The sequence below is a fragment of the Streptomyces cellostaticus genome (assembly GCF_001513965.1).
In the GTDB taxonomy this organism is placed as follows: domain Bacteria; phylum Actinomycetota; class Actinomycetes; order Streptomycetales; family Streptomycetaceae; genus Streptomyces; species Streptomyces cellostaticus.
In genome coordinates this window covers 1-15,660 of sequence record NZ_KQ948075.1, presented here as the reverse complement: position 1 = coordinate 15,660, position 15,660 = coordinate 1, and the positions used below count along the sequence as shown (strand labels likewise).

Below are 15,660 nucleotides of genomic sequence, written 5' to 3'. Positions count from 1 at the left end.
GCGCGATCCGTTCGGCGAACACCGGCGAAGAGTCCAGCAACTCCCGGCCCATACCGGCCCATTGCGAGCCCTGCCCCGGGAACACCCACACGACCTTGCCCGGTCCGCCCGAGACGCTGACCCTGCCGGTGATCAGGCCGGCCGGGCTCTCGCCGCGCGCCAGCGCCCGCAGTCCGGCCAGTGCCTCCTCGTCCGAACCGGCCACGACCACCGCGCGCTCGCTCAGCAGCGCCCGGTCGGCGACCAGGGCCCCGGCGACACCCGACAGCGACACCTGACCGGCGTCCTCGATGAACGCCGCAAGCCGACCGGCCTGGCCCGACAGCGAACCGGCACTGCGCGCCGACACCACCAACGGCACCACACCCGCGGGTGCCGGCGGCTGCTGCGCCGCCTCCTCGGGCGCCTCCTCCAGGATCAGGTGCGCGTTCGTCCCGCTGATACCGAACGAGGACACGCCCGCCCGGCGCGGATGCCCGTTGCGCGGCCATTGCCTGGCTTCCGTCAGGAGTTCCACCGCGCCCGCGGTCCAGTCCACCTGGGAGGTGGGCGCGTCCACGTGCAGCGTCGGGGGCATCACGCCGTGCCGCAGTGCCTGCACCATCTTGATGACACTGGCCGCGCCCGCGGCCGCCTGCGTGTGCCCGATGTTCGACTTCAACGAGCCGAGCCACAGCGGCTGTCGGGGATCCCGGTCCCGGCCGTACGTCGCCAGCAGCGCCTGCGCCTCGATCGGGTCACCAAGGGCCGTACCGGTCCCGTGCCCCTCCACCACGTCCACGTCCGCCGGGCTCAGCCCGGCACCGGCCAGCGCCTTGCGGATGACCCGCTGCTGCGAGGGGCCGTTCGGGGCCGTGAGGCCGTTCGACGCGCCGTCCTGGTTGACGGCGCTGCCCCGCAGCACCGCCAGGACCTTGTGGCCGCGCTCCCGCGCCACCGACAGGCGCTCCAGGACGACCAGGCCCACGCCCTCGGCCCAGCCCGTGCCGTCCGCGCCCTCTGCGTACGCCTTGCACCGCCCGTCGCCCGCGAGGCCGCGCTGGCGCGAGAACTCCACGAAGCTGACGGGTGTAGCCATCACCGTCACACCGCCCGCGAGCGCCATCGAGCACTCGCCCTGCCGCAGCGCCTGCGCGGCCAGGTGCATCGCCACCAGCGACGACGAGCACGCCGTGTCCACCGTGACGGCCGGGCCCTCGAAGCCGAACACGTACGAGATGCGGCCCGAGGCCACGCTCGACGCGGTGCCCGTGCTCGCGAAGCCCTCCAGCTCCGGTGCGACCACTCCGGCCCCGTACCCCTGGTTGGACACCCCGGAGAACACACCGACGTCCGTACCCTTCAAGGACGTCGGGTCGACTCCGGCGCTCTCCAGGGCCTCCCAGGACGTCTCCAGGAGCAGTCGCTGCTGCGGGTCCATCGCCAGCGCCTCACGCGGCGAGATCCCGAAGAAGGCGGCGTCGAAGGACCCTGCGTCCTGGACGAAACCGCCCTGGCTGGTGTACGACGTGCCCGCGCTGTCCGGGTCGGCGTCGAACAGGCCCTCCAGGTCCCAGCCACGGTCCCCGGGGAAGTCGGACATGCCCTCACGGCCCTCGTACACCATCCGCCACAGGGACTCGGGGCTCGTCACCCCGCCGGGCAGCCGGCACGACATCCCGACGATGGCGATCGGCTCGTCGGGGTCCGCGGCGGCGGCCGCGGTCGCGGCGGGGGTGCCGGCCGCCGCGGCGTCCCCGAACTCCTCGTGCAGGTAGACGGCGAGGGCCTGCGGGGTCGGGTAGTCGAAGATCAGGGTGGCGGGCAGCTTCAGGCCGGTCGCCTCACGCAGCCGGTTGCGCAGCTCCACCGAGGTGAGCGAGTCGAACCCGGCCTCGTTGAACGCGGTGTCCGCCCGGACGCTGTCGGCTCCGCTGTGGCCGAGCACGACGGCGGCCTGGGTCCGCACCAGGTCGAGGAGCAGCGCCTGCTGTTCCGCCGTGTCGAGCCCGGCGAGCCGGCGGGGCAGGTCGCCGTCCTTCGCGGCTGCTGCCCGTGCCTGCTGCCGGCCCGCCGGTACGAGGCCGCGCAGCAGGTGCGGCACCGCGCCGCCGGCCGCCGCGCCGGAGCGTGCCCCGCGCAGGTCCATCTTGATCGGTACGAGCAGCGCCTGCCCGGAGGCGAGGGCGGCGTCGAACAGCTCCATGCCCTCGGTCGCCGTGATCGCGAGGACACCGCCTCGGCCGGCCCGCGCCTGGTCCGCGTCGCCCAGGTGGGCGGTCATTCCGGCGTCCTGCTCCCACAGGCCCCAGGCCAGGGAGAGGCCGGGCAGACCCGCCGCCCGGCGGTCCGCCATCAGCCCGTCCAGGAAGGCGTTGGCCGCCGCGTAGTTGCCCTGGCCCGCCGACCCGAACACGCCCGAGGCGGACGAGAACACGGCGAACGCGTCGAGGTCCAGGTCCCGGGTCAGCTCGTCGAGGTGGCGTACGGCGTCCACCTTCGGCGCGAACACCTTGGCCAGGCGCTCGGGGGTCAGCGCCCCGATCACGCCGTCGTCCAGCACGCCCGCCGTGTGCACCACACCGCGCAGGGGGTGCTCCTGCGGCACCGAGGCCAGCAGGGCCTGCGCCTGGTCGCGGTCGGACACGTCACAGGCCGCGACGGAGACCTCGGCGCCCAGCTCGGTGAGCTCGGCGACCAGTTCTCGCGCACCCTCGGCGTCCGGGCCGCGGCGGCTCGCCAGGACCAGGTGGCGTACGCCGTACCCGGTGACCAGGTGCCGGGCCACCAGCGCACCCAGCGATCCCGTGCCGCCCGTGACCAGGACCGTGCCGCCCGGGGTGAACACCTCGGAAATGTCCGGGGTCCGACCGGCGGCGCGAGCGAGCCGGGGCGCCGACAGGGCCGTGCCGCGCACGGCGACCTGGGGCTCCCCGCCTGCCAGGACCAGCCCCAGCACGGGCAGCACGCCGTCATCGGCGGCCGGGTCGGCGTCGATCAGAAGGACGCGGTCCGGGTTCTCGGCCTGCGCGGCACGCACCAGACCCCACACCGCCGCTCCGGCCGGGTCGCTCACCACGCCGTCACCGGCGGGCACCGCGCCCCGGGTCGCCACCACGAGCCGCGAGTCGTCGAGGCCGTCCGCGGCCAGCCATGCCTGCACCACGCTCAACACCCGTGCGGACAGGGCCAGTACGGCGTCCTCGCCGGCATCGCCGACGGCCTGAAGGACCGCCACCGCCGGAACCTCGGCGCTGCCCGCCAGAGCCGCCACGTCCTCGGCCGAGGCCACCGGCGCCCATGACGGCGCGGGCGCGGTGATCTGTGCCGGGGGCAGCTCGGTCCAGTCCACCTGGAACAGCGAGTCGGCGACCGCCGAGGCCGTCGCCGTCTCCAGTTGCTCGGCGGATACCGGCCGGGACACCAGGGAGTCCAGCGTCACCACGAGGCCGGCGCTCTCGTCGGCCGCCTGGAGCGACACGGCGCCGGGCCCGGCGGAGGTCAGGCGGATCCGCAGCGCGGAGGCGCCCACGGCGTGCAGCGACAGGCCGTTCCACGCGAACGGCAGGACCGGCCGTCCGGGGTCCTCCGCCTCCGCATCCGCCTCGGTGCCGAACATCCCGGCGTGCAGGGCGGCGTCCAGGAGCGCCGGGTGGATGCCGAACCTGTCGGCGCTCTCCCGCTGTTCCTCGGGCAGGGCGGCCTCGGCGAAGACTTCGTCGCCGCGCCGCCACACGGCCCTCAGGCCCTGGAACGCCGGGCCGTAGCCGTAGCCGCGCTCGGTCAGGCCGGCGTAGAAGTCGCCGACCTCGATCCGCTGGGCGCCGGGCGGCGGCCAGGCGGCGAAGTCGAAGTCCGTGCCGCGGGCCGGAGCCGAGGCCGAGAGCGTGCCGGTGGCGTGCCGCGTCCACGCGTCCCCGTCACCGGGCGCGTCCTCGCGCAGGGAGTAGACCTCGACGGGGCGCGCGCCGGTCCCGTCCGGTGCGCCCACGGCGACCAGGACGCGTACACCGCCCTGCTGCGGCACCACCAGCGGCGCCTCGATCACGAGCTCGTCCAGGACGCCGCAGCCGGCCTCGTCACCGGCGCGTACGGCCAGCTCCACCAGGCCGGTGCCCGGGACGAGCACCACACCGCCGACGGCGTGGTCGGCCAGCCAGGGGTGGGACTTCAGCGAGAGGCGCGAGGTGAGCACCAGCCCGTCGGACTGCGGCAGCTGCACCACCGCGCCGAGCAGCGGGTGGTCGGCCGCCGCCTGCCCCAGGGAGGCCGCGTCCGTGGCCGCATCGGCTGTCCGGAGCCAGTAGTGCTGGTGGTCGAAGGCGTACGTCGGCAGGTCCACGCGGGCCGACGCGGCTGTGGCGGGCAGCACCTCGGCCCACTCCACGGGCACTCCGCGCACGAACAGTCCGGCCAGCGAGGCCAGCAGGGTCTGCTCCTCGGGGCGGCCGTCGCGCAGGGCCGCCACGCAGGTCGCCTCGGCGCCCGCGGCGGTGGCCGTCTCCTCGACGAGGCCGGTCAGGGCCGCGCCCGGGCCCAGCTCCACGAACAGCGCGCCGCCGTGCTCGACCGCGGCCGCGATCCCCTCGGCGAACCGCACCGGCCGGCGCACGTGGGCGGCCCAGTACTCCGGGCCCGCGAGCTCGTCGGGTGCGGCGAGGCGCCCGGTCACGTTCGAGATCACCGGGATCTTCGGCGAGTGCCACTCCACCTCGGCCAGTTGGGCGGCGAAGTCGGCCAGCATCGGCTCCATCCGCCGGGAGTGGAACGCATGCGAGACCACGAGGCGCTTCGTCTTGTGCCCCCGCTCGCGCAGTTGGCCGGCCGCCGCGAGGACCGCGTCCTCGTCGCCGGAGAGCACCACCGCGGACGGGCCGTTGACCGCCGCGATCTCCACGCCCGCGCCGAGCAGGCCGGCGACCTCCGCCTCGCTCGCGGCCACCGCGACCATCGCGCCGCCCGGCGGCAGGGCCTGCATCAGCCGGCCCCGGGCCGCGACGAGGCGCGCCGCGTCGGGCAGCGACAGCACGCCCGCCGCGTGGGCGGCGGCGATCTCGCCGATCGAGTGGCCGATGACCGCGTCGGGCCGTACGCCCCAGGACTCCACGAGCCGGAACAGGGCGCTCTCGACCGCGAACAGGCCCGCCTGGGTGAACACCGTCTGGTTCAGCAGCTCGGCGCTGCCCGGCACCCTGCCCAGGACCACGTCGCGTACCGGGTGGTCGATCCGTCCGGCGAGGCAGGCGTCCAACTGCTCGCACGCCTCGTCCAGCGCCCGGGCGAAAACCGGGTGGCGGTCGTACAGCTCCCGGCCCATCCCCGCGCGCTGCGAGCCCTGGCCCGGGAACACCCAGACGACCTTGCCCGGTCCGCCCGAGCCGGCCGCCCTGCCGGTGACGACACCGGCCGCGTGCTCGCCCCGGGCCACCGACCCGAGTCCGGCCAGGGCCTCCTGGTCCGAGCCGGCCAGGACCACCGCGCGCTCGGGCAGCAGCGCCCGCTGTGCGAGCAGTGCCCCGGCCACGTGCGGCAGCGACACCGCGCCTGCGGACTCCAGGTGCGCGGCCAGTCGCTCCGCCTGGCCCGCCAGGGAGCCCTCGCTGCGCGCCGACACCACCAGCGGGACCACACCCGCGGGTGCCGCCTGACCGGCGGCCGGCTCCGGCTCCGCCTCTTCGGGCGCCTCCTCCAGGATCAGGTGCGCGTTCGTCCCGCTGATGCCGAACGAGGACACCCCGGCGCGGCGCGGGTGGCCCTCGCGCGGCCAGTCGCGGGCCTCGCTGAGCAGTTCCACCGCGCCCGCGGACCAGTCGACCTCGGTCGTCGGCACCTGGGCGTGCAGGGTCGGGGGCATCACGCCGTACCGCAGCGCCTGCACCATCTTGATGACACTGGACACGCCCGCGGCGGCCTGCGTGTGTCCGATGTTCGACTTCAACGAGCCGAGCCGCAGCGGCTTCTGCGGATCCCGGCCCTGTCCGTACGTGGCCAGCAGTGCCTGCGCCTCGATCGGGTCGCCCAGGGCCGTACCGGTGCCGTGGGCCTCCACGACGTCCACGTCCGCCGAGACCAGTCCGGCGCCGGCCAGGGCCTTGCGGATGACCCGCTGCTGGGACGGGCCGTTGGGCGCCGTGAGCCCGTTGGACGCGCCGTCCTGGTTGACGGCGCTGCCGCGGATGACGGCGAGCACCCGGTGGCCGCGCCTGCGCGCCTCGGAGAGCCGTTCGAGGACCACCACGCCCGCGCCCTCGGACAGGCCCATGCCGTCCGCGCCGTCCGCGAACGCCTTGCACCGGCCGTCGGCGGCCATGCCCTGCTGCCGGGAGAACACCACGAAGGTGCCGGGCGTCGCCATCACCATCGCGCCGCCGGCCAGGGCGAGCGAGCACTCGCCCTGGCGCAGCGCCTGCGCGGCCAGGTGGATGGCGACCAGGGACGACGAGCAGGCCGTGTCCACGGACACGGCGGGGCCCTCGAAGCCGAAGACGTACGACACCCGGCCCGACGCCACACTCGACGCCACGCCGGTGCCGGTGAAGCTCTCCAGCTCCGGCGCGACCCCGCTGCCCCCGGATCCGTACCCCTGGCCGGACACCCCCGCGAACACGCCGACGTCGGTGCCCTTCAGCGCGACCGGGTCGAGGCCCGCCTGCTCCAGGGCCTCCCACGACGTCTCCAGGAGCAGTCGCTGCTGCGGGTCCATCGCCAGCGCCTCACGCGGCGAGATCCCGAAGAACCCCGCGTCGAACAGGCCGGCCCCCCGCAGGAAGCCGCCCTGATCGGTGTAGGAGGTGCCGGGGTTGTCGGGGTCCGGGTCGAACAGGCCGTCCAGCTCCCAGCCCCGGTCGTCGGGGAACCCCGACACGGCGTCGCGGCCCTCGCGCACCAACTGCCACAGCTCCTCGGGGCCCGTCACCCCGCCCGGCAGCCGGCACGCCATGCCCACGACGGCGATCGGCTCGCCCGCGTGCGACGTGCCCTGCTTGCGCAGGTTGTGCAACTCGGTGGTGACGCGCTTGAGGGTCTGGAGGAGTTGTTCGTCCGTGGCCATTCGTCAGTCCTCACGAGAATGTTGATGGAGCCGGATACCCTGAAGCGGTCTCACACGAGCCCGAGTTCCTCATGGATGAAGTCGAGGACTTCGTCGGCCGACGCGGAGTCCAGCTTCTCGGCCACCGTGGAGACATCCGTCTGCTCGACGACCTGATTACACCTGGCCACCAGGCCCTGGAGGCGGAGCGCGATACCGGCTCTCATGGATTCGTCGAGGGTCACTGCAGCGATGAGCGACTCGACGTCCTCTATCTTCGCGTTGACCCGGGACAACACGTCGTCGCTGATACCGAGTTCACCGCGCAGATAGCCGGTCAGCACGAGCGGGGTCGGCTGGTCGAAGACCAGCGTGGCGGGCAGCTTCAGACCGGTCGCCTCACGCAGCCGGTTGCGCAGTTCCACCGAGGTGAGCGAGTCGAACCCGACGTCCTTGAAGGCGGTGTCCGGCCGGATGCTCTCCGGCCCGCTGTGCCCGAGCACGACCGCGGCCTGGGTGCGCACCAGGTCGAGGAGCATGGCCTCCTGCTCCGGCTCGGCGAGCCCGGACAGCCGGCGCAGCAGGTCGCCGTCCTTCGCGGCCGCTGCCCGTGCCTGCTGCCGTCCCGCCGGTACGAGGCCGCGCAGCAGCTGCGGCACCGTCCCCCCGGCCGCCGCACCGGCCCGCACTCCGCGCAGGTCCAGCTTGACCGGCACGAGGAGCGACTCCTGTGATCCGAGCGCGGCGTCGAACAGTTCCATGCCCTCGGCGGGGGTGAGCGCCACGACGCCGTCGCGGCTGGTGCGCCTGCTCATGCTCGCCTGGTCGTCGGCGCCCAGGTGGGTGGTCATGTTGGTGGCGTACGCCCAGGTGCCCCAGGACAGCGCGAGCCCGGGCAGGCCCGCCGCGCGGCGGTGGGCCATCAGCCCGTCCAGGAAGGCGTTGGCCGCCGCGTAGCCGCTGCTGCCGGCGCCGAGGAAGACGGACGAGGCGGAGGAGTAGACGATGAACGCGTCCAGCTCCAGACCGCGGGTGAGCTCGTCGAGGTGGCGTACGGCGTCCACCTTCGGCGCGAACACCCGCGCCAGGCGCTCCGGGGTCAGGGTCCCGACGAGCCCGGCCTCGAACACACCGGCCGTGTGCACCACACCGGTCAGGGGGTGCTCGTCCGGCACCGCGGCCAGAAGGGACTCGACCTGGTCGCGGTCGGAGACGTCACAGGCCACGACCGACACGGCCGCACCCTGCTCGGTCAGCTCGGCGGCCAGCTCCCGCACGCCCTCGGCATCCCGGCCGCGACGGCTGGCCAGCATGAGGTGGCGTACGCCGTGCCGCCCGACCAGGTGCCGGGCGACGAGTTCGCCCAGCGACCCGCCGCCCGAGACCAGGACGGTCCCGCCCGCCTCGAACACCGCTTCTGCATCGGTTGCCTGAGCGGCCACCCGGGCGAGCCGGGGCACGGAGAGGACCGTGCCGCGCACCGCGAGCTGCGGCTCGCCACTGGCCAGCGCCGCACCCAGGACGGCTCCCGGTCCGTCGGCGTCGGTGTCGAGGAGGACGAACCGGTCCGGGTTCTCGGCCTGCGCGGCGCGCACCAGACCCCACACCGCCGCTCCGGCCGGGTCGCTCACCACGCCGTCACCGGCGGGCACCGCGCCCCGGGTCGCCACCACGAGGCGGGACTGCTCGAGGCCGTCCGCGGCCAGCCACGCCTGCAGCACGCCCAACACCCGTGTGGACAGGGCGAGTACGGCGTCCTCGCCGTCGCCCCCGACGGCCTGAAGGACCGCGACCTCCGGAGCTTCGGCGCTCCGGGCCAGGGCCTCGGCCTCGTCCGCGGTGGCCACCGGCACCCACGCGGGAGCGGGCTGCGCCCCCTGGACCGGGGGCAGTTCGCTCCAGTCCACCCGGAACAGCGAGTCGGCGGCCGCCGAGTCCGCCGCCGTCTCCAGCTGCTCGGCCGAAACGGCCCGGGACACCAGCGAGTCCATCGTCACGACCAGGACGCCGGTCTCGTCCGCCGCGTCGACCGACAGCGCGTCCGGTCCGCTCGGGGCGACCCGCACCCGCAGCGCCGAGGCGCCCGAGGCGTGCAGCACCAGGCCGTTCCAGGAGAACGCCAGCAGCGGCTGCCCGGCTCCCTCCTGCGGCTGCGCGTCCGCCACGGCCCGGAACGTCCCGGTCTGCAGAGCGGCGTCGAGCAGCGCGGGGTGGATGCCGAACCTGTCGGCGTCCTTGCGCTGTTCCTCGGGCAGGGCGACCTCGGCGAAGAGCTCCTCGCCGCGCCGCCACACCGCGCGGACGCCCTGGAACGCGGGACCGTAGCCGACACCGCGCTCGCGCAGTTCGTCATAGAAGCCCGCGGCGTCCACCTCGACCTGCTGCGCCCCCGGCGGCGGCCAGGCCGCGAAGTCGAAGTCCGTGCCAGGAGCCGAGGCCGAGGCCGACAGCGTGCCGGTGGCGTGCCGCGTCCACACATCCCCGTCACCGGGGGCGTCCTCGCGCTGGGAGTACACCTCCACCGTGCGCGAGCCGTTCTCGGCAGGTGCGCCCACGGCGACCTGCATCCGTACGCCGCCGTGCTCGGGCACCACGAGGGGCGCCTCGATCACCAGCTCCTCCAGGACGCTGCACCCGGCCTCGTCACCGGCCCGCACGGCCAGCTCGACCAGGCCCGTGCCGGGCAGCAGCGCCAGGCCGCCGATCGCGTGATCGGCCAGCCAGGGGTGCGACCTGAGCGACAGGCGCGAGGTGAACAGCAGCCCGTCGGAGTAGGGAAGCCGGACCATGGCGCCGAGGAGCGGGTGATCGGCTCCGGCGAGTCCCAGGGAGGCGGCGTCGCCGCCGGTCCCGGTGGCCTGGAGCCAGTAGTGCTGGTGGTCGAAGGCGTACGTGGGGAGCTCGACCTGTGCCGACGTGGCGCCGGCGGGCAGGGTGCCGGTCCAGTCCACGGGGATGCCGCGTACGAACACCTCGGCCATGGAGGTCAGCAGGCGGCGCAGGCCGCCCTCCTCGCGCCGCAGCGTGCCGGTCACCACCGTGCCGGTGTCGGCGCCGCTCTCGTCGAGGGTCCCGGTGATCGGCTGGACCAGGACCGGGTGGGCGCTGACCTCGATGAAGACCCCGTGGCCCTGGCGGATCAGCTCGGCCACGGCCGGGCCGAAGCCGACCTGGCCGCGCAGGTTGCGGTACCAGTAGTCGCCGTCCAGGACGTCGGCCTGGTCGACCCATGCGCCCGTGACCGTGGAGTAGAAGGGGATCGTCGGCGCCTGGGCATCGATGCCGGAGAGGGTGTCGGCCAGAGTCTCGCGGATGTCCTCCACGTGGCGGGTGTGCGAGGCGTAGTCCACCGCGACGCGCCGCACCCGGACACCGTCGTCCGAGAGGGCTTGAAGTGCCTCGTCCAGCGCCTCGGCGTCACCGGCGATCACCACAGACGACGGGCCGTTGACGGCCGCGACCTCGACCCGGTCCGACCAACGCTCAAGACGCGCGACAGCCTCGCCCTCAGTCAGGGCCACGGACGCCATGCCGCCACGCCCCGCCAGCTGCGACGCGATGGCCTGGCTGCGCAGCGCCACCACCTTGGCCGCGTCCTCCAGCGACAGCGCGCCGGACACGCACGCGGCCGCGATCTCGCCCTGCGAGTGCCCCAGCACTGCGTCAGGCTCGACTCCCACGGACGCCCAGACGGCGGCCAGGCCGACCATCACCGCGAAGCTGGCGGGCTGCACCACATCCACCCGCTCCAACAGCTCCGGGGTGGCATCCCCGCGCAGCACGTCAACAAGGGACCAGTCGATCCACGGCTCAAGAGCAGCCGCACACTCCGCGATCCGCTCGGCGAACACCGGCGACGACTCCAGCAACTCCCGGCCCATACCGGCCCATTGCGAGCCCTGGCCCGGGAACACCCACACCACCTTGCCCGGCCCACCCGAACCGGCGCTGCCGGCAAGCAGGTTGGCCCCGCTTGCGCCGCGCGCCAGGGCGCGCAGCCCTTCGAGCGCTTCCTCGTCCGAGCCGGCGACGACCACCGCACGCTCGGCCAGCACCGCACGCCCCGTCACCAGTGCGCCGGCGATGTCCGTCAGCGATGCCCGGTCGGCACCGGACTCCAGGAACGAGACGAGCCGCTCGGCCTGCCCCGACAGCGAGCCGGCATGGTGCGCCGACACCACCAGCGGCACCACACCACCAGGCGCCGTCTCCGTAGCGGGCGCCTCCTCGGCGGGCGCCTCCTCCAGGATCAGGTGCGCATTGGTCCCGCTGACGCCGAACGAGGAGACACCGGCCCGGCGCGGAGCACCGTTGCGCGGCCACTCCCGGGCCTCCGTCAGCAGCTCCACCGCACCCTCGGACCAGTCCACTTGGGACGTGTGCGCGTCCACGTGCAGCGTGGGCGGCATGATCCCGTGCCGGAGCGCCTCCACCATTTTGATCACACTGCCCACGCCCGCGGCGGCCTGCGTGTGCCCGATGTTCGACTTCAACGAGCCGAGCCACAGCGGCTTGTGGGGATCCCGGTCCCGGCCGTACGTCGCCAGCAGCGCCTGCGCCTCGATCGGGTCGCCCAGAGTCGTTCCCGTCCCATGGCCCTCCACGACATCCACATCCGCCGGGCTCAGCCCCGCATGGGCCAGCGCCTTGCGGATCACCCGCTGCTGCGAGGGACCGTTCGGAGCCGTGAGGCCGTTGGACGCACCGTCCTGGTTCACCGCGCTGCCGCGCAGCACGGCCAGGACCTTGTGTCCGCGCTCCAGCGCCACGGAGAGCCGCTCGAGGAGTACGACACCCACGCCCTCGGCCAGGCCCATTCCGTCCGCGGCGTCCGCGAACGCCTTGCACCGGCCGTCGTTGGCCAGACCGCGCTGACGCGAGAACGACACGAAGGAGCCGGGAGTCGACATCACCATCGCGCCGCCGGCCAGGGCCATCGAGCACTCGCCCTGCCGCAGTGCCTGTGCGGCCAGGTGAATGGCCACGAGGGACGAGGAGCACCCCGTGTCGAGGGAGACCGCAGGGCCCTCGAAGCCGAACACGTACGACACTCGGCCCGATGCCACGCAGGACGACGCCCCCGTACCCGCGAAGCCCTCCACCTCCGGGGGCACCACACCGGCACCGGCGCCGTAGCCCTGGCCGGACAGGCCGGAGAACACGCCGACGTCGGTGCCCTTCAGCGAGGCCGGGTTCATGCCCGCCCGCTCCAGCGCCTCCCAGGAGGTCTCCAGGAGGAGCCGCTGCTGCGGGTCCATCGCCAGCGCCTCCCGCGGCGAGATCCCGAAGAAGCCCGCGTCGAACAGGCCCGCGCCCTTCAGGAAGCCGCCCTGGGTGACGTACGAGGTGCCCGCCTGGTCCGGGTCGGCGTCGAACAGGGCCTCCAGGTCCCACCCCCGGTCGTCGGGGAAGTCGGAGACGGCGTCGGCGCCGTCGGCGACGAGCTGCCAGAGCTCCTCGGGCGAGGAGACACCACCCGGGTACCGGCACGCCATGGAGACGATGGCGATCGGCTCGCGCGCCTGGTCCTGGACCTCGCGCAGCCGCTTGCGTGCGCTACGGGCGTCTGCGATGGCCCTCTTGAGATAGTCGCGGAGTTCTGCCTCGTCAGCCACTTGATTCAACCCCCAGGTGGTGGATGTGTGCGATTGCCGTGGGTGGGTGTCCGCACCGTCTGTGCGGGGCCGTGCGGGTCGGGCCCGGACGGCCCGACCCGCACGGACTCGGATCAGTCGAGCTGCTCGAAGAGCGCGAACAGCTCCTCGTCGCTGGCGTTGTCGAGGTCGTCGTCGGACGCCTCCGCGCCGCCCGTGCCCGGGCCGGCGGCGGCCGCCGCCTCGGCTGCCCGCAGCAGCTCCCGCAGGCGTGCGGTGATCCGGTCGTGGGCCTCCCCGTCGGGCGCCGCGGACTCGATGACCGCCTCCAGACCGGCGAGGTTGGCCAGCACCGCGTCGGCGGGCGACGCCTCGTCGACGGCGAGCTCGGCCCGCAGGTAGCGGGCGAGCGCCAGCGGCGTCGGGTGGTCGAAGACCAGCGTGGCGGGCAGCTTCAGACCGGTCGCCTCACGCAGCCGGTTGCGCAGCTCCACCGAGGTGAGCGAGTCGAACCCGGCCTCGTTGAACGCCATGTCCACTCGGACGCTCTCCGGCCCGCTGTGCCCGAGCACGACCGCTGCCTGCGCGCGCACCACGTCGAGGAGCAGCGCCTCCTGCTTCGCCGCGGGCAGCCCGGCCAGCCGGTCGGCCAGCTGTCGCTGCTCGCCGCCGCTGCCGGCGCTCCGCGCCTGCTGCCGGCCCGCGCGGACCAGGCCGCGCAGCAGGTGCGGCACCCCGCCGCCCGCCGCCGCGTCGGCACGTACGGCCCGCAGGTCCAGGCTGACCGGCACGAGGAGCGACTGCTCGGACCCCAACGCGGCGTCGAACAGCTCCATGCCCTCGGCGGACCGGAGCGCCAGGACTCCGCCACGCCCCTCACGCCGGCTCATCCGGGTCCTGGTCAGGTCGTCGATGTTCCCGGCCATGCCGGTGACCTGCTCCCACGGACCCCAGGACAGCGAGAGCCCGGGCAGGCCCGCCGCGCGGCGGTGGGCCATCAGCCCGTCCAGGAAGGCATTCGCCGCCGCGTAGCCGCCGCTGCCCGCGCCCATGAAGACGGAGGAAGCGGAGGAGTAGACGACGAAGGCATCCAGGTCCAGGCCGCGCGTGAGCTGGTCGAGGTGGCGTACGGCGTCCACCTTCGGCGCGAACACCTTGGCCAGGCGCTCCGCGTTCAGCGCCCCGATCACGCCCGGGTCGAACACACCGGCCGTGTGCACCACACCGCGCAGGGGGTGCTCCCGCGGCACCGAGGCGAGGAGCGCCTCGACCTGCTCGCGGTCGGACACGTCACAGGCCACGGCGGAGACCGTCGCGCCCTGCTCGGTGAGCTCGGCGACCAGCTCCCGCACGCCCTCGGCGTCCGGGCCGCGACGGCTGGCGAGGACGAGGTGGCGAACGCCGTTCCGGGCGACCAGGTGCCGGGCCGCGAGGGCGCCCAGCGAGCCGCCGCCCGAGACCAGGACGGTCCCGCCTTCCTTGAACACCGCTTCCGCATCGGTTGCCTGAGTGCTCACCCGGGCGAGCCGGGGCACGGAGAGGGCCGTGCCGCGCACCGCGAGCTGCGGTTCGCCACCGGCCACCACCGCGGCGAGGACGGAGTCCAGCACCGGCTCCACGCCGCCCTCGGCACCGGGGTCGGTGTCGAGGAGGACGATGCGGTCCGGGTTCTCGGACTGGGCGGCGCGCACCAGACCCCACACCGCCGCTCCGGCCGGGTCCGTCACCGCACCCTCGGCGCCGGCAGGCACCGCGCCCCGGGTCAGCACCACGAGGCGCGACTCCTCGGGACCGGAGGCGGTCAGCCACGCCTGGACCACCTCGAGGACCCGGGAGGACAGGGCGAGCACGGCGTCCTCGCCGTCACCGCCCACGGCCTGAAGGACCGCCACCGCCGGCAGGCCGCCGCTCGCGGTCAGCGCCGCCATGTCGTCGGCCGTGGCCACCGGCACCCACGCGGGCGCGGGCTCCGACACCTGAGCCGGGGGCAGTTCGGTCCACTCCACCGCGAACAGCGAGTCGCGGCTCTCCTCCACCGCGGAGGCACCCAGCTGCTCGATGTTCACCGCCCGCATGACCAGCGAGTCCATCGTCAGGACCAGGCTGCCGGTCTGGTCCGCCGCCGCGACCGACAGCGTGTCCGGACCGTTCGGCGCGACCCGCACCCGCAGCGCCGAGGCACCCGCGGCGTGCAGCACGAGGCCGTTCCAGGAGAACGGCATCACCGGCTGCCCGGCTTCCTCCTCGGCGGTGTCCGCCGAGGAGGCGAACGTCCCGGCCTGGAGGGCCGCGTCGAGCAGCGCGGGGTGGAGGCCGAAGCTCCCGGCCTCTTTGCGCGCCTCGTCGGGCAGGGCGACCTCGGCGAAGAGCTCCTCGCCGCGCCGCCACACGGCGCGCACGCCCTGGAACACGGGGCCGTACGCGTAGCCGCGCTCGAGCAGACCCTCGTACAGCTCGCCGGTGTTCAGTTCCACCTGCTCGGCGCCGGCCGGCGGCCAGGCCGCGAGGTCGAAGTCCGTCGCAGGGGTCGAGGCCGAGACCGCCAGGAGTCCGGTGGCGTGCCGCGTCCACGTCTCCCCGTCACCGGACGCGTCCTCGCGCTGGGAGTAGATCTCCACGGTGCGCGAGCCGTTCTCGCCCGGCCCGCCCACGGCGACCTGGACCCGCACGCCACCCTGTTCGGGCACCACGAGCGGCGCCTCGGTCACCAGCTCTTCCAGGATGCCGCAGCCGGCCTCGTCACCGGCCCGTACGGCGAGCTCGAGGAGCCCGGTGGCCGGGATGAGGACCAGGCCGCCGACCCTGTGATCGGCCAGCCAGGGGTGCGACTTCAGCGACAGCCGCGAGGTGAACACCAGACCGTCGGACTGCGGCAGCCGCACCACGGCGCCGAGCAGCGGGTGATCGGTCCCGGCCAGCCCGAGGGAGGCCACGTCGGTGGCGGTCGGTGCCGTGTGGAGCCAGTAGTGCTGGTGGTCGAAGGCGTACGTCGGCAGGTCGACCGGAGCCGACTTGGCCGCATCGGCCGGGAGTACGCCACTCCAGTCCACCGGCACA

The 15,660-nt window shown here is 74.4% G+C and carries 2 protein-coding genes and 1 pseudogene; all 3 read right to left on the bottom strand.

Annotated features, from left to right (window positions below; translation table 11 throughout):
• Positions 1 to 7,030 (bottom strand): type I polyketide synthase (locus AQI88_RS41615; protein WP_067010973.1); only part of this gene is annotated, 7,030 nt, incomplete at its 3' end.
• A 50-nt stretch (positions 7,031 to 7,080) separates the two neighbouring features.
• Positions 7,081 to 12,600: pseudogene (locus AQI88_RS41610) on the bottom strand (type I polyketide synthase); the annotation flags it as partial.
• Positions 12,601 to 12,737: 137 nt separating this feature from the next.
• On the bottom strand, positions 12,738 to 15,660 hold a 2,923-nt coding region (locus AQI88_RS41605; protein WP_208616089.1), incomplete at its 5' end, for a type I polyketide synthase.